At 59.6% G+C, this 16,000-nt stretch carries 13 protein-coding genes; 8 read left to right on the top strand and 5 right to left on the bottom strand.

The window, feature by feature from the left end; genetic code table 11:
- Positions 1–73: 73 nt before the first annotated feature.
- Both ACID345_RS13770 and ACID345_RS13765 read left to right on the top strand, forming a co-directional pair.
- Positions 74–1,873 carry a sodium:solute symporter family protein gene (locus ACID345_RS13770; protein ID WP_011523474.1) on the top strand — a complete coding sequence of 600 codons (1,800 nt, stop codon included), beginning with the start codon at positions 74–76 and terminating at the stop codon, positions 1,871–1,873.
- A 364-nt stretch (positions 1,874–2,237) separates the two neighbouring features.
- Positions 2,238–2,795 carry a DinB family protein gene (locus ACID345_RS13765; RefSeq protein WP_011523473.1) on the top strand — a complete coding sequence of 186 codons (558 nt, stop codon included), beginning with the start codon at positions 2,238–2,240 and terminating at the stop codon, positions 2,793–2,795.
- Between the two features lie 57 nt (positions 2,796–2,852).
- Here the strand turns inward: ACID345_RS13765 and ACID345_RS25585 are convergent, their stop codons facing one another.
- Positions 2,853–5,627: a kelch repeat-containing protein gene (locus ACID345_RS25585; protein ID WP_011523472.1), complete on the bottom strand. Its 2,775-nt coding sequence runs from the start codon at positions 5,625–5,627 to the stop codon at positions 2,853–2,855.
- Positions 5,628–5,798: 171 nt separating this feature from the next.
- On the opposite strand from ACID345_RS25585, the gene mtgA reads away from it, so the two are divergent.
- The 5 genes from mtgA (at position 5,799) to ACID345_RS13735 (ending at position 10,022) form a co-directional block, all read left to right on the top strand.
- Complete coding sequence (mtgA, locus tag ACID345_RS13755) at positions 5,799–6,464, top strand: monofunctional biosynthetic peptidoglycan transglycosylase (RefSeq protein ID WP_011523471.1); 666 nt, start codon at positions 5,799–5,801, stop codon at positions 6,462–6,464.
- A 12-nt stretch (positions 6,465–6,476) separates the two neighbouring features.
- Positions 6,477–6,857 (top strand): carboxypeptidase-like regulatory domain-containing protein, encoded by a 381-nt coding sequence (locus ACID345_RS13750; RefSeq protein ID WP_011523470.1) that lies wholly within the window; start codon positions 6,477–6,479, stop codon positions 6,855–6,857.
- 68 nt (positions 6,858–6,925) lie between these two features.
- Positions 6,926–7,873: a TerC family protein gene (locus ACID345_RS13745; protein ID WP_041856696.1), complete on the top strand. Its 948-nt coding sequence runs from the start codon at positions 6,926–6,928 to the stop codon at positions 7,871–7,873.
- Positions 7,874–7,992: 119 nt separating this feature from the next.
- Positions 7,993–8,988: a dihydrodipicolinate synthase family protein gene (locus ACID345_RS13740; RefSeq protein WP_011523468.1), complete on the top strand. Its 996-nt coding sequence runs from the start codon at positions 7,993–7,995 to the stop codon at positions 8,986–8,988.
- Between the two features lie 254 nt (positions 8,989–9,242).
- Positions 9,243–10,022, top strand: coding sequence for a PEGA domain-containing protein (locus ACID345_RS13735; RefSeq protein ID WP_041855709.1), 780 nt, complete (start codon positions 9,243–9,245; stop codon positions 10,020–10,022).
- Between the two features lie 6 nt (positions 10,023–10,028).
- On the opposite strand, the gene ACID345_RS13730 is transcribed toward ACID345_RS13735, so the two are convergent.
- Both ACID345_RS13730 and ACID345_RS13725 read right to left on the bottom strand, forming a co-directional pair.
- Positions 10,029–11,693, bottom strand: a complete 1,665-nt coding sequence (locus tag ACID345_RS13730; protein ID WP_041855708.1) for a tetratricopeptide repeat protein — start codon at positions 11,691–11,693, stop codon at positions 10,029–10,031.
- 47 nt (positions 11,694–11,740) lie between these two features.
- Positions 11,741–12,514, bottom strand: a complete 774-nt coding sequence (locus ACID345_RS13725; RefSeq protein WP_011523465.1) for a ferritin-like domain-containing protein — start codon at positions 12,512–12,514, stop codon at positions 11,741–11,743.
- Between the two features lie 104 nt (positions 12,515–12,618).
- Between ACID345_RS13725 and ACID345_RS13720 the strand changes: the two genes are divergently transcribed.
- Positions 12,619–13,206 carry a hypothetical protein gene (locus ACID345_RS13720; protein ID WP_011523464.1) on the top strand — a complete coding sequence of 196 codons (588 nt, stop codon included), beginning with the start codon at positions 12,619–12,621 and terminating at the stop codon, positions 13,204–13,206.
- Between the two features lie 9 nt (positions 13,207–13,215).
- Here the strand turns inward: ACID345_RS13720 and ACID345_RS13715 are convergent, their stop codons facing one another.
- Positions 13,216–14,157, bottom strand: a complete 942-nt coding sequence (locus ACID345_RS13715; RefSeq protein WP_011523463.1) for an aldo/keto reductase — start codon at positions 14,155–14,157, stop codon at positions 13,216–13,218.
- 34 nt (positions 14,158–14,191) lie between these two features.
- Positions 14,192–15,937 carry an MOSC and FAD-binding oxidoreductase domain-containing protein gene (locus ACID345_RS13710; RefSeq protein ID WP_011523462.1) on the bottom strand — a complete coding sequence of 582 codons (1,746 nt, stop codon included), beginning with the start codon at positions 15,935–15,937 and terminating at the stop codon, positions 14,192–14,194.
- Positions 15,938–16,000 lie beyond the last annotated feature (63 nt).

The raw sequence follows: 16,000 nt of genomic DNA, 5'->3' as shown, positions 1-16,000 counted from the left end.
TGTGCTTTGTGTTTGTTCTTTGTTCCTTTATAAATACGAAAGAGCTATATAGCTCCCTGAGGCCATCGCGCAGATGCAACTTACGCTCATTGATTGGATCGTCATTGTCGCTTATTTCAGCGTCAATCTCCTGATCGGGTTCTACTACGCCCGCAAAGCCGGCAGTTCCGTGGATGAATTCTTTATCTCGGGACGCGAGGTGTCGTGGTGGCTGGCAGGAACTTCGATGGTGGCGACGACGTTTGGCGCCGATACCCCGCTGGTGGTGACGGGGATGATCTTCAAGTACGGCATCGCCGGCAACTGGCTGTGGTGGAACCTGGCGCTGAGCGGGATGCTGACGGTCTTCTTCTTCGCGCGATTGTGGCGGCGCTCGGGCGTGCTCACCGACATGGAGTTTGCCGAGCTTCGCTATGCAGGGAAGCCCGCAGCGTTCCTGCGCGGGTTCCGCGCGCTGTATCTCGCGTTGCCGGTGAACACGATCATCATGGGTTGGGTGAACCTGGCGATGGCGAAGGTGCTGGAACTCACGCTGGGCATCCACAAGATGAACGCGGTGATGTTCTGCCTGGCGATGACGCTGCTGTATGCGGCGATCTCGGGATTGTGGGCGGTGCTGTGGACGGACCTGCTGCAGTTCATTCTGAAGATGAGCATGGTGATTGCGCTCGCCGTTTTCGCGGTGAAGGCGATTGGCGGCATTGGAGCGATCAAGACGGCGCTGGCGACGCAGCATCCGACGATTGGGACCTCGTACCTGGCATTTGTGCCGGATTGGACGTCGGGATGGATGGTGATGTTCCTCGTCTATCTCAGTATTAACTGGTGGGCGAGCTGGTATCCGGGGGCAGAGCCGGGCGGCGGCGGATATATCGCGCAACGAATTTTCTCCGCGAAGGACGAGAAGAACTCGCTGGGCGCAACGTTGTGGTTCAACTTCGCGCATTACGCATTGCGTCCGTGGCCGTGGATTCTGGCGGCGTTGGTGGCGGTGGTGATGTTCCCGGGGTTGAAAGATCCCGAGACCGGATACATCAAGGTGATGATCGCGTATTTGCCGCCTAGCCTGCGCGGGCTGATGCTGGCAGGATTTGCGGCGGCGTATATGTCCACGATCGGCACGCACATAAACCTTGGCGCGTCGTACTTGATCAACGACTTCTATCGGCGTTTCATGAAGCCAAGCGAGAGTGAGAAGCATTACGTGGTGGCGTCGAGACTGGCGACGGTCTTCGTGACCGTGCTCTCGGCGGTGGCAACGTACTACATGCATTCGATTGAGGGCGCGTGGAAGTTTTTGATCTCGATAGGCGCAGGCGCGGGACTGGTGTTCATGCTGCGCTGGTTCTGGTGGCGCATCAACGCGTGGAGCGAAGTGGGGGCAATGACGGCGGCGGCAACTTCGTCGCTGTTCCTGCAATCGCGGTTCGCGACCGGCGTGGTGGAGATCTTCCGGCGCTTCGATCCGAAGCTTGATCCGGGTCCGCTCGACAGCAGCACCCCGCATGGATTTGCGTGGGTAATGCTGCTGACGACCGGGATTACGACAATCAGCTGGCTGGTAGTGACCTTCCTAACGAAGCCGGAGCCGGAAGCGAAGCTACGCGAGTTCTATCGCAAGGTGCAGCCCTCCGCATTTGGGTGGCGGCGAATTGCGGAACTCGAGGGTGAAACCTCGAAGCAGAGCCTGCTGTGGTCGGCCGTGGATTGGGTGATGGGTTGCGGCATGATCTATTGCTCGCTGTTTGGGATTGGGCGATTGATCTTCGGGCCGGTGTGGCAAGGGTTTGTGCTGCTGGCGATTGCGGCGTTCTGCTTGTGGTTCTTGTTCTGGGATTTGAACCGAAGAGGGTGGGATACGCTGAGTAGCTAATTTCCTTCCCGCTGTCTCGCGTTGTCTCGCGAAGCTGGCGCATCGCGAGCAACGGCCGCGCCGCCTCTGAAGAGGCTTGGAGAATATTCCGGACGCTTTCACGACGCTGTCGCGTCGTGCTTAGAAGCATGGTCGGCCTCCGGCCTTGCTGTATGTCGGGGGTCGAGATTCGTGAATCCCAAGTTGGTCGGCCTTCGGCCTTGCTTTAGTGTGGGGTCGAGATTCGTAAATCCCAAGTTGGTCGGCTATATGGGGGGGCGAGATTCGTGAATCCCACGTCTCGAAAACCGCGAGACGCGGGGCACCCGATGATCCACCCGATGATCCACCCGATGATCTACCTGATGATGTGGGGAGAAGTGGGATGAAGATCGCGTGTGGAGTTGTGGTTTGGCTCGCGATGGCGGTGGTTTGCGCGGCGCAAGGGGAGAAGCGTCCGGCGACGGTTGCGGAATCGATTAACTCCATGTGGGCAGACGAGGAACGGGATTTCGTTAGTCTTGCCGATGCTATGCCGGAGGCGAAGTGGAACTTCAAGCCAACGGGTGCGGGGTTCAAAGATGTGCGGACGTTCGCGGAGCAGGTGAAGCACGTGGCTTGCGCGAATGTTGCCTTCGCGAAAGAGATGCGCGGGGCGACGCCTCCGGAGGGTTGCGAGAAGGGCGGCCCGAATCCGGCGAAGTCGAAAGCGGAGATCATGAAGTATCTGCGGGATTCGTTCGCGATGTTGAACGACGAGATCAACGCGACGACCGAGAAGAACATGATGGAGCCCATCGATGGGCCTTACGGCGGGCCGAATTCGCGACTCGGGATGACGTATTTGGCCGTGTGGCATCTGGCGGATCACTACGGGCAACTCGTCGAGTATTTGCGGATGAATGGGATTGTGCCGCCGGCGAGTCGACCGGCGGCGAAATAAAAGCCCCACTTCTCGAAAAACGCGAGAAATGGGGGCACCCGGTGTTTTTGCCCCGGGCTAATGCTCGGTCTGATGCTCAGGCATGGATGGTGGAATTAGTTGATAGTTCCACAGGTCGTTGTGTTGTCCCGGCGTCATGTCCATTTCGAAATCCCAGCCCCACCCGCCGAAGAGCCAGAGTTTTCCGGTTGCGTCGGCGACTCCGGATGCCCCACTGCGTGTGTCAGGGACGTTCGTAGGGGCAGTCACGCCTTTAGTTCCCCATACGCCGGGATGACGAATCGTCTTCCATCCGCTCATCCACGTCCATTTGCTGGTTGCAGGATCCCATTGCCAGAGGTCATCGAGGAAGGCCGAACTCCCGGTGGAGTCGACGCCGCTTCCGCCGAAGAGCCAGAGTTTCCCATTCTTATCGGTCCAGCCGACGTCATAAGCGCGCGCGCCTGGAACGTTGGCGGCATCAGGGATTCCCAAGGTGCCGTAAATACCTGCGACTTGAGAGTTGCCTCCGCTCATCCACGTCCACATTTTCGTGCTGGGGTCGAAACGCCAGAGGTCATTGATGTAGATGTCGGACTGGCCGGATTGGGTCATACCGCCGAAGATCCAGAATCGTCCCGCGTTGTCGATCCAACCGGGGAACGCAGCCCTAGCTGGTGGAACATTCGCCGCGTCAGGAACACCAAGGGTGCCATATACGCCAGGGTCGTTGACCCCGCTGCTGCCACTGACCCACGTCCACTGCGTGGTCGTAGGGTCGAACATCCAGAGATCGTTGAGTTTTCCGTCGGCGAAGCTGAATCCGCCGAAGAGCCAGAGCTTGCCACCTGAGTCGGTCCAACCGGCGGAGAGCAAGCGAGCGCCGGGATGGTTCGCGGCGGCGGGCACGCCCTTCGTACCATAAACACCGGGCTGATTGCCGTCACTGCTGCCGCTCATCCACGTCCATTGATGGGTTGCTGGGTCGTATTTCCAGAGATCGTTGAGGGTAGCGCCCCCATGGCTGTCATTCCCTGTTCCGCCAAAGAGCCACAAGTTCCCCTTGTCGTCGGTCCAGGTAACCGGTTGGGTGCGGGAGCCGGGAGTGTTCTCAGTGGCGGGCACACCCTTGGTTCCGTAGATACCCAGATGGTTGACGGATTTGCTGCCACTCATCCAGGTCCACAACTTGGTGGCCGGATCGAATGACCAAAGGTCGTTGATCAGAAAGATGTCGAGGATTTCGCCTGTGCCCCACCCTCCGAATATCCAGAGCTTGCCGAACTTGTCTCTCCACATGCCGGCGCCCTGTCGAGCCCCCGGAGAGTTGCCGGCGGAAGCGACGCCGAGAGTTCCGTAAACGCCAGGCCGATCTTTTTCATTGCTGCCAGTGATCCACGTCCACTGCCCGGGCAGATCGCCAGTGACGGTAACCGTGAACGAGGGGCTAGCAACAGCGCCGACTGAGGCGTGAATGTTTGCGGCACCGAGGTAAATTCCCGTTACAAGACCGGAGTTTGGGCCACCGTTCAAGACGGTGGCAAATTCCTCGCCAGTAGAACTCCACCATGCGGTGTCGGTGATGTTCTTGGTGCTGCCGTCTGAATACGTTGCAGTGGCCGTCAGTTGTAAAGTGCCGTCCATGGCGACTTCGGAGCTGAGCCCGGTTACCTCGATGGACTTAACAGTGAGCGACCACGCGGTGTAGGTATATGCGTTGGCTCGCCAGACACCATCGACAAGCGAATAGAGAGTGACGTAGAGCGTGCTGGCGTCGTTGGGCAGGCCGGTGACGGTTGCCGAGTTTCCGGTGGTCGTGTTGACGAAGTAGAGATCGTGAGTGCGCGGAGCGGTGCCGACGTAGAGCGAGTACTCCGTGACCCCCGTGCCTGCGCTCCAGGTAAAAGTTTGCGAAGTGCCGCCGAGAGTTGAGGCGGGAGTGGGCGTCAGGATGGTGGCAGCACCGGGGGTGCCGCTGGCGATGTATTGGTACGATGTCCGATTCCAAACGCCGTTTTTGCGGGTGAAGTAATCCACGTAGAAGGTCCCGCCGTTCGACGGGAGACCGGAGACGGTGTGAGAACTCGCCGATCTCGTGGTGAAGAATTCGAGGTTGTGCTTGTGCGGCGTGGTGCCGACGTAGAGCGAATAGTCGGTGATTCCGGTACCGAGATTCCAAGTGAAAGTTGTGCTCGTGCTGTCCAACTTGCTGCCGGGCTTCGGGCTGGTGAGGCCGGGTGCCCACGCGATAAACGTGTAGGCGTGGTACTGCCACACCCCCGCGATGAGCGAATAGAGCGTGACGTAGACCGGGCGACCATCCATGGGCAGGCCGGTGACGCTCGCCGATGTCGCGGTGGTGTTCTTGAAGTAGAGATCGTGCGCGCCGTGGGTGGTTCCGATGTAGAGGCTGTAGCTGGTGACGCCGCTGCCGCTGGACCACGTGAAGGTTTGCGCGGATCCTGCGAGTGTCGCGCCAGTGGCTGGCGCACTCATCGTGGCGGATACAGCGGTGCCGGTGGCGATGAAGGTGTACGACTGCCGTTGCCAGGTGTTGCTGATGCGCGAGAAAAGATCGACGTAGAACGTGCCGCCGTGCGAGGGGAGATTGGACGCGGAGTACGAGTTTGCGGACTTCGGGTTGAAGAAGGCAATGTCGTGCGCGTGCGGGGTGGTGCCGATGTAGAGCGAGTATTCAGTGACGCCGGTTCCAGTGGTCCAAACGAAAGTCGCACTGGTGCCGGAGAGAGTGCTGCCCGGAGTGGGGCTGGTGAGAATCGCGGGGGCGTTGGTGATGGCGTGGAGAGAAGTGAGAAACGAGAAAAGTATGAGAGCACAGCGAAGGAGTGTCAAGTGGACCTCCAAAGACGAGATAGGCACAGGGTAGTGCTGCGGCGAGCGGGCGCTCATGAAAAAGGGCGAGTAGTTGCGCGGTGTTCCAATTCGGATTGGCCCGCTTCAGGCTGCTATTCTCAAAACGTGGCTGGATCGGCTGAGACACCTAAGAAAAAGACATTGACGCGCATGAGTTTTTTGAAGTTCGCGCTGCGATGGGTTTTGGTGGGGCTTGTCGCGTTGTGGCTGGGAGCGGCTTTGACGCTGGTGCTGCTGCGCTGGGTGGATCCACCAACTACTGCGGTGCAGACGCAGCGTCGGATGCAGTCGTGGACATCGAGTAAGCCGTATCGCAAACAATATAAGTTTGTGCCGCTGGCGCAGATTTCTCCTCATCTGCAACATGCCGTGATCTCGGCGGAGGATGCTCGCTTCTATCAGCATCATGGGTTCGATTGGCACCAGATCCAACTGGCTTACGAAAACGATATGGACGGTGGGAAAATTCGCGGGGCGTCGACCCTGACGGAGCAGCTGGTAAAGAATTTGTTCTTCGGGACGGAGCGGTCGTTCGTGCGCAAGGGAGCCGAAGTGACGCTGGTTCCGGTGGCGGAGTTCGTGTTGGGAAAGCAGCGGATCCTGGAGCTGTATCTCAACGTGGTGGAGTGGGGACCGGGAGTGTATGGGGCGGATGCGGCGTGCCATACCTGGTACAAAACCTCCGCGCACAACATTGGGAAAGATCAGGCAGCGCGATTGGCGGCGATTTTGCCGGCGCCGCGGCGTAGGAAGCCGGAGCGGATGAATGATTACAGCGATTTGATATTGGAGAGGATGAAGCAGGTGGGGTGGTAGCAGAGGACGACCATGCGAAATTGGAAAAGATTATTTGTTCTGATGATCGTTGTGCTGACCTATTGTGCGGGTGCTCACCCCCAGCTTGATTCTCGCGCGACTCGTACATTCGCAGGCACGGTTGCTGATCCGATGAAAGCGCCAATTGCCAAAACTCGCATCTGGGTGCATGAAGCGGATGGGGAGAGAACGTTCAGCACCATCACGGACGCGGAAGGGCGGTTCTCCGTGAAGTTGCCGGACGGACATTATGCGGTGCTATTCACCGCGTCCGGATTTGCGCCTTACTGCAAGGTCTATTGGACTGAGATGGATCTCGAAAAGAATTTGGAAATCCAGCTTCGGCCCGACGTAGAACATTTGGAGCACATACCGGGGCTTGAGTCCCGTTAAGGCCGCGCGTTTGCCGCGGCTCAAGGGCACTCCATACTCAAGTACCGGTCTCCCGTACAATGGCTGCGATGCCTTCCAACTATCTTTTTTGGGCGGGATTTCTCTTCTTTGTAGTGCTGATGATGGCGCTCGATTTGGGCGTGTTTCAGCGCACGAAGCACACGATCAGTTTTCGCGAGGCGATGACGTGGACGGTGGTGTGGATCTCGCTGGCGGGGCTGTTTTCGCTGCTGCTGTATCACCACGGGCAGCGGATGGCGGCGGACTCGGTGCTGTCGAACCGGCAGCTGTCGTTGCAATTCATCACGGGATACGTGATTGAGCTGTCGCTGAGCGTCGACAATTTGTTTGTGTTCCTGCTGCTGTTCCGCATGTTCAACGTGCCGGGTGAATTACAGAGGAAGGTGCTGACGTGGGGGATTGTCGGGGCGCTGATTATGCGCGCCGTTTTTATTTTTGCGGGCGTGGCGCTGATCCGGAAGTTTGCGTGGATTGAGTATGTGTTCGGTGTGTTCCTGATTTATGTGGGCGTGAAGCTGCTGTTCGAGTCGGGGGACAACGCGCCGCACGAGAACGCGATCGTGAAGTTGTTCCGCAAAGTTTTTCCGGTAACGCCGGACTTTGATGGCGAGAAGTTTTTCACGGTGCGCAATGGCGTTCGCTATGCCACACCGCTGGCGGTAGTACTGCTGATGGTGGAAACCACCGACGTGATCTTCGCAGTGGACTCGATCCCGGCAGTACTGGCAATTTCGCGCGATGCGTTCATCGTGTTCACGTCGAATGTGTTCGCGATTCTCGGGCTGAGGTCGATGTATTTTGCGCTGGCCGGACTGATGGATTTGTTCCATCTGCTGCACTACGGACTGAGCGTAGTGCTGATATTTATTGGCGTGAAGATGTTGGGCGCGCATTACTTCGAGATCCCGATTGCGATTTCGCTGGGCGTGGTGATTGGAGTGTTGCTGGTGACGGTGGCGTTGTCGCTGGTGGTGCCGAAGAAGAAACATGCGTAGGCGATTTGTGAGACCGATAGGGGTCCTTCGACTGCGCACGCTGCGCGTGCTCCGCTCAGGATGACAGAGCGCAAGTCTGCAGACTATTCTGATAGATACTCTGCATCGTGAGGCCTGTCATGTTGCTGCAAGGCGTATTTCCTGCGATTACTACTCCGTTTTATCCCGATGGCCGGATTTATTTTCGCAAGCTTGAACATAACGTCGCGAAGTATTCGCTGACCGACATCGCCGGCTTTGTCGTGCTGGGATCAACCGGCGAAGTGGTGATGCTGAGCGACGGCGAGCGGCGCGAGATTTTGCTGGGCGCGATCGAGGCGGCGGGCGGGAACAAGATCATGATTGCGGGGACGGGCGCGGAGAGCGTCCGCGGAACGCTGGAGATGACGGAGGCGGCGGCGGAGTTTGGCTATGATGCCGCGCTGGTGCGGACGCCGCATTACTACAAGAGCCAGATGACGACGGCAGTGATGGCGAATTTTTATCGCACGGTGGCCGACCGGTCGGCGTTGCCGGTGCTGATTTACAGCGTGCCGCCATTCACGGGCTACGACATTCCGACAGAAGTGGTGAAGGAATTGGCGGACCATCCGAACGTCATTGGTATCAAGGAGTCGAGCGGTTCGGTGGAGAAGATTGCGCAGATGGCGAAGGAGACCGCGCATGTGCGACGGACCGTTTCGGCGACGCTGCGGCGGAGTACGGGGCGGCGCGATGTCGTGTCGGTGAGCGCGCTGGCTGGGACCTCGACGGTCGTCGAAGAGAGAACGCAAGAGGTTGGGTTCCAGATCCTGGCGGGATCGGCGCAGAAGATGCTGCCGTCGCTGGAGGCAGGGGCCTCGGGTGCGGTGCTGGCGTTTGGGTGCGTGGCGCCGGTGGCTTGCGTCGAGGTTCACAAGGCGTTTCGTGCGGGAGACATCGAGAAGGCGAAGGCCGCGCAAGAGAAGATCGTGGGGCCGGCGACGAGGATTGCGTCACAGTTGGGCGTTGCGGGCGTGAAGTATGGGATGGATTTCAATGGGTATTACGGGGGGAATCCGCGGCTGCCGTTGTTGCCGGTGAGCAGCGAGGTGAGGGCGGAGATTGAAGGATTGTTGGGGGATTTGCGGGGATGAACGCAGGGGCTGAAGCCCCTTTTCTTTCGGGCGCTTTTCGGCATCGCTAAAGCGATGCCCTGATACAAGGCCACTTTCGGCGACACAAGGCGCTTGCCACGATACGAAGCATTCCCGGCGAGATGAAGCATTTCCGGCGATACGAAGCATTTCCGGCGATACAAAGCTAAAACGGGCACTCCACAGCCATTTACGGTGGTAACTGCTGGTGGTTATCTCACGGGGTGGGCTTGGGGTATGGTACAAAGTGCGGCATGGCTCGTTTTCGATGGGCGGCGGTGATCCTGCTCGCCCTTTCTTCCACAATTTTGTTTGCTGCGGACGCGGCGCTCGACTGGCCAGCGGACAAGCCGGTACTGCATTTCGAGATCGGCAAGTTCAATAAGGCCGGATCGTTTGGCAACCGGAACGTCTTCAACATTGATGTAGTGACGAAGAACGTTTCGGCGACGCGGATTTCGTACGCGACCTTTCACCTTTATCTGCTCGACGCACAGAAGACGCGGATTGCCGAGCATTGGGTCACGCTTACCAACGTGGATCCGGGCGCGACGGTGAAATCGGTGATCACGAGCCAGGTGGTTGGCGTGCCGGTGGAGTTTGCCGTGGCGGCAGACCATTTGCCGCAGGAACTCGCTTATCTCAATGGGCCGACGACCACGAGCGTGACGATTGAGACGATCCCGTCGGGGGCGAACCTGACCGTGGATGGCACGGCGGCGGGGAAGACGCCGGTGACGATGAGCGTCGCGGTGGGGAGCCACGCGATCGCGTTCAGCAAAGATGGATTCGCAGGCGACACGGCGACACTCAGCGTTGCGGCCGACCAGGCCGCGGGGAAGACGTATTCCTTCGAACTTGGTGGAGCGCTGCACGACACGGTTGAGTTACGCGATGGCACGATTATTTCCGGAGACGTGATTGCGGTGAGTGAATCGGAGATCGTGGTGCGGGGCAGCGACGGCGAGCAGAAGTATGTGCGCGCGCTGGTGAAGCGGGTGTCGTTTGTGGAGAAGACAGAAGCGGCGAAGTAGGCCGTTTCACGGAGCACATTTTGGCGGCGAGGCGTTGAGGCCACTCAACAGGTGCCTGGCTGCCGGCAGGTCTGGATTGAATTCCAAAACACGTGTGGTGAACTGACGCGCTGCGTCGTATTGGCCTGTGCTGCAGAAGGCTAGCGCCAGGTTCATGCCGATGCCGCTGTGGCCGGGGGCGCGGCGGAAGGCGTCTTCCCAGAGTTCGACGGCGCGGCGGGTGTGGCCAGCGCGGGCTTCGAGGATGGCGAGATTGTTTTCGGCGTCGAGTTCACTCGGGTTCAACGAGAGCGCGCTGGTGTAGAGGGCGCGGGCAGTCTCGGTGTCGCCACGCTTCTGGGAGAGGAAGGCGAGCGCGGAGAGGACGGCGGGATCGTTCTTGTCGTATTCCGATGCTTTGCGGAGCCAGCGTTCGGCTTCGGGCTGCGCGTCGGTCATGCCGGAGTTGACGATCGCCTGCCACGCGAGGCCTTTGTCGCGAGCATCGTTGTCGGCTTCCGCGGAGTAGGGGAACGGAACGAGTTTCGGAAGCGAAGTTGGCGGCGCCGGCGGCGCTGCGGGACGGCGCAGGATGCGGTGGTCTGTGACCTCGGTGTGGGCGACGTCTTTGCTCTGCGACGCGGGCATGTGGCAGGCGGTGCAGTCGGGATTCTCAGTGTGGTGCTTGGCACTAAATTCTGCACTATGACAGCTCAGACATTTTGAGCGGTAGAACGAGACGCGTTCTTCGGGGGCGATGGTTCGGTGCGGATCGTGGCAGGTTCCGCACCAGAGCTTGTCGCCCGATTTCTTTTTGCATGTGCTTTGCGCGAGGGCTTCGAATTGGCTGGCGGCGCGCAGGGAAGAGCCGTGCTCATCAGCCATAACGTAGTAGCGGACGAATTGGGAAAGGTCGTCGCCGGGCCGGAAGTCGTAGAGATGTTTGCCGGGTCGCTCGATGGCGGCGTCGCCTTCGAGATGGCATTGCATGCAGATCTGGTCGCGTCGATCGGCGGGAAGTTTGGCGGGATTTAGGATCGCACCCTTGCCGTTCGCGTGTGCGTCAGACGGGCCGTGGCAGCGCTCGCAGGTGATCCCGGTCGCGGTGAAGACCGGGAGCGTGTAGCGGTTCTCGGTGCCGGCGATGGGCGGGCGGAAGTTGCTGGTGTGGCACTCGAGACAACTCGGCAGCGCGGGGAGGTTCATGGGGATTTCGCGCGACGCGGTGTAGCCGGGGGCGACGTCCCACTTCTTTTCGTCGGCGTACCAGTTGACGGGAGATTCGAAGAGGAAGCCGTCATCGGCGAAGAGATAGGTGCGTCCGCGGCGGCCCTGGCCGATGTAGTAGAGCAACTCGCGCTGGCCGTGGACATCGTTGGTGCGTGCGTAGGTGAGGAAGAGATGGCCATCGCGCAATTCGATTTTGTAATTTACGTCGGACGGTTCGTGATGGAATGCGCCGGTGAGCGGATTCAGCGAGGCCGGGCCGCTGGCATTGGCCATGGCAGTGGTGCTGTAGGAGCGGACGATGTCGGCGTGGCACTTGGCGCAGGGGGACTGGGCGACGGAAGACGCAACGAGAAGGACGACGAGGAAGAGTAGCGCCGCCTGAGAACGCGGAAATATTTGGCCCACCTTCACGGTGAGCGATTGTAGCGATTGGGAGCGGGTAGAGAAAGCGTGCGGCTTCAAGAAAAAGGCGGCCGATGAGGCCGCCCTTTGATTCTTGGACCGCGAAGTTACGCGACTTTGCCTTTGCGGTTTTTGCCGTTGGGTTTGGATGAGGTATTGGGTTTGGTCGCGCCGGCCCGAATCGCAGCGGGTTCGATGACGGTACCGCGGCCGGAGAAAGGCTCCGGCGCTTTTTTCGTATCCTCTTTTTCGGGCTTGTTGTCTTTCGCCGCGGCGTTATTGGCTTTGGTCGCGGCTTCTTTTTGGAGCGGATTGACGCCGGGATCTTCGCCTTCGTCTTCGCCGGTTTCCGGGTTGACGATGAACATCAGATCGGAAAGATCGCTGGCGTGCTCTTCTTCTTTGGCCTTGATCTCTTCAATCATGCGGCGGGTGGTCGGGTCTTTCTCGCCGAAGTATTCGATCATGCGCTGATAGACGTCAATGACGACGCGCTCGGCGATGAGGTCTTCCTTGATCATATCTTCGAGGGTTTCGCCTTCCACGTAGTGGGAGACGGAGCGCTCGAGCAGGGTCTTGGGGTTGTAATCGGGCTTGCCGCCGAGCTGCTGGATACGTTCGGCGATCATGTCGGCGTGTTCGCGCTCCTCGTCGGCGTGCTCTTTGAATTCCTCAGAAACTGCTTTGCCGTGCACACCGGTGGCCATAAAGTAGTGGTGCATATAGCGCAAAACGCAGACGATTTCGGTAGCGAGCGCTTCGTTCAGGATCTCGACGGTTTTGTCCTTGTCGAGCTTGTATTCATCGGTGACCGCTCCATCTTCGATTTTCTGCGCGGCCCGACGGCGGATTTCTTCAACGTCTTTGACAAAGTGCGGCATGGGACCTCTGTAGGCAAGGGAAGTCCGCCCGACAGCATGGGACGGCAATTGGTTAGATTGGCGTAAGTGGCTGCCGGATGTCTGACCCAATACGAAGGTAGGGGATGAAAAAATTCTGGAACGTGACGCGGTGGTTCATCCTGGTGGGACTGGTGCTGGTAATGGTGCTAATGCTGAGCACCCCAAAACGGCCATCGCCACGAATTGGCGGTGGATTGCAGAAACAACTGGCCGGCCAGTTCGAGCAGAAACTCGAACACCTGGAAGCAGCCAAGCAAGAGGGTGTGCACGGGCAGACTGAGAGCTTCACGGCCGAAGAGGTGAACGCCGGCATTCAGGACATGACCGCCAACGCCGAGACCGTGATGGGCACCGGGCGCGCCGAGGATGCGGAGGTCAAAATCGTCGGCGTGAATTTTATTGGCGATGAGGCGGTGGGGCAGTTCATCGTGCCGCGCTATGGGAAAGACATTTACATCACGATGAAGGCGCACCTCTCAGCGAAAGATGGCTACGCGAACCTCGAGCTGACCAGCGCCAAGATCGGAAACCTGGATGTGCCGGTGTCGATGATTAACCCGCGGTTGCAGCAGAGACTGGCGGAGCCGCAACAGAAAGAAAGACTTAAGTTGCCGGAGTTTATTGCGGACATGCGGGTGGAGCATGGGCAATTGGTGTTTGTGGAGAAGTAGGCTAGCAGTTCATGCCGACTCCGGTCGGGGAATGAAACCGGGCACGCCGGTGCTCACCACCGGGTTCAGCCTCTGCCGGGTTTGAATGCGATTGATCTCGTTGAAGGCTTCCTCGGGTAGCGGGGAGATGTCGAAGTTTTCTTTTGCGCGCGCTGCGGATCTGGGTGTGGTGAGTAATGCAGTTCCGCGCTGCACCGCCCATGAGAGGAGCACTTGCGCCGCGGTTTTCCCCACGCGTTCGGAGACGGATGTGATCACGGGATCTTCGAGCAGCCCCGGGCGCATTCCGTGACCGAGTGGGGCGAAGGCGAGCAGGACGATGCCGTTCCGCTTGCAGAATTCCAGCAGTTCGGTTTCCGGTAGATACGGGTGCGATTCGACCTGCACCACGGCGGGCTTGATGCGCGCCGCTTCGTAGATGGGCGCGAGGCGGTCCATCGAGATGTCAGAGAGTCCGATGGCGCGACAGCGGCCGCGGTCTACGAGGTTTTCGAGTGCACTCCAGGTTTCGCGCAGGGTTACGCCTTCGTCGTAAATCACGCTGCCATTTTGATCGCGCGGATCCTGCTCGTCTCCGGGTTGGAAGGCAAACGGCGTGTGGATGAGATAAAGATCAAGGTAGTCGAGCCCGAGGCGGTCGAGGCTTGCTTCGAACGCTGGTTCGACGCGCTCGGGTCGATGGTTGGTGTTCCACAGCTTGGTGGTGACGAAGATTTCCTCGCGAGCAATGTTTCCGGCGGCGCGTCCTGCACGTAAGGCTTCGCCGACTTCACGCTCGTTGCGGTAGCGTTCCGCACAATCGAAGTGGCGGAAGCCGGCGGCGAGCGCGTCTCGCGTGGCTGTGATGGTCAGTGCTGGGTCGGCGATCAGGGTGCCGAAGCCGAGTGCCGGGATATGTCCGGCGCCGTGGTGGAGCGGAATTCTGGTGTTCTGGAAATCAGGGGCGATCATAAAAGCTCCTTGGGTTGCGCGGATGACGGGCGGGTCAGAGATCGAGTTCGATTTCTGAGAGTGGTGTGGAGCAGCAGAGCAGGATGTTGCCATCCGCGGGAGGATCGAGAGGGTCGGGTGCGTACTTCACGGTTCCGGCGATGAGGCCGGACTCGCACATGTGGCAGACGCCGGTGCGGCACGACCAGCGAACGGGAACCGCGCAGGCTTCGGCGAATTCAAGAAGGCTTTTGTATTTTTCGTTCCACGGAACGGTGAGTCCGCTGCGCGTGAACGCGACGATGTGGCCTGTTCCGATGGCGCCAGATGGTGGATGCGGCGGCGGCAGCGTGGTGGCGGCGATGCCGGGAGTGATGGCGCCCACGGTGCCAAAGATCTCCGAATGAATGCAGTCGGAGGGCACTCCCCAGGCCTGGAGGGTTGCGGTGATCTGCGCCATGAAAGCGGATGGACCACAGAGATAGAAATCCGCGAGTTTGGGGACGTGATGCGCTTCCAATAGCGAACGATCGAGATGGCCGTGATCGTTGTAGTCGGTGCCGGGGCGGTCGGTTTCGAGGGGCTTGCTGTAGGCAACGATGGAGTGGCTGTTCGGCAGCTTGCTTAAGAGTGCGTGAACTTCCGAGGCGAAGGGATGCTCCTGGCTATTGCGCGCGCCATAACACCACCAGATTTCCCGCGCGGTATCGGTGGCTACGAGGGAGTAGAGCATGGAGAGTACTGGGGTGGCGCCGATGCCTGCGCTTAACAGGACGATGGGTTTCTCATCGTGCGCGAGGGTGAAGGTGCCGCGAGGAGCGCCGACCTGGATGACATCGCCGGCGTGAATGTGGTCGTGGAAGTAGCGGCTGCCGTCGCCCGAATCGCGTTTGACGCTGACTCGATACGTGCCCTCGCCATTTGCGCTGGAGATGGAATAGTTGCGGAGGATGGGCGCGGAATGCGCTCCCGGCTCAAGTTTGAAAATAAGGAATTGGCCCGCGAGGGGCACTGGCAAGGGCTCTCCATCGGGCGATGCGAGAACGAAGGAGAGGACGTCGGCGGTTTCGCGATGGACCTCCGCGACGCGCAGGGGACGAAAGCCCCGCCACGCCGGAGGCGGCGCAACCGTTATCAGGCCGGCGCTTCCATTCGGCTGGTCTGAGTTCAGCATCGCTTCGAGCGATGACTTCCAGCCATTGCTGAGCGCAGGTACCTGTAGTGCGCGTTTCAACACTTCACGCGAGTGGCCCGGGAGATAGAGCAGGGCATCGATGTCGGCAACAGTGACGTGCTCGGGGCCGTCGGCGACTTTGACGATCGCATCGCCAGCGGAGACTTCGCCTTCTTCGATCACGCGCAGGTAGAAGCCGGGACGCTTGTGGGAGACGAGGAGTGCCGCCATCTGCGGCTCGTTCATGCGTATGCCGACTCGATAGCAGGTGACGCGCGGCTGAGTGACTTCGAAGAGCGCGGAGCCGATGCGATAGCGGTCGCCTATGCAGACCTCGGTGTCGGGCAGGCCATCGACGGTGAAGTTCTCGCCGAACTGGCCGTACTCGAAGGCGTCGCGGTGAAGTTGCTCCTGCCAGTAGCGATAGGAGTCGAGCTGGTAGACCATGACGGCGCGATGCTCACCTCCATGGCCGGCGAGATCGCCTTGGCCGTCGCCCGCGAGGTTGAGACGGCGCGCCAGCACCTTGCCGGATACCGGCTTCTTCCAGATCGCGGTATGGACGATGTTGCCCTGCCACTCGACATCGCGCGGAAGTCCGACATTGACGGAGATGAGAGAAGGCATGGCAACCCCTGCGCTTAGGGTAGCTGAGATCGTGGCAGTGTCTATTGAACTTACGTATTGAAG

This window comes from Candidatus Koribacter versatilis Ellin345, from assembly GCF_000014005.1.
Taxonomy (GTDB): Bacteria; Acidobacteriota; Terriglobia; order Terriglobales; family Acidobacteriaceae; genus Korobacter; species Korobacter versatilis_A.
Note: the sequence above shows the minus strand (reverse complement) of the source record. Positions and strands in the feature narration are given on the sequence as shown.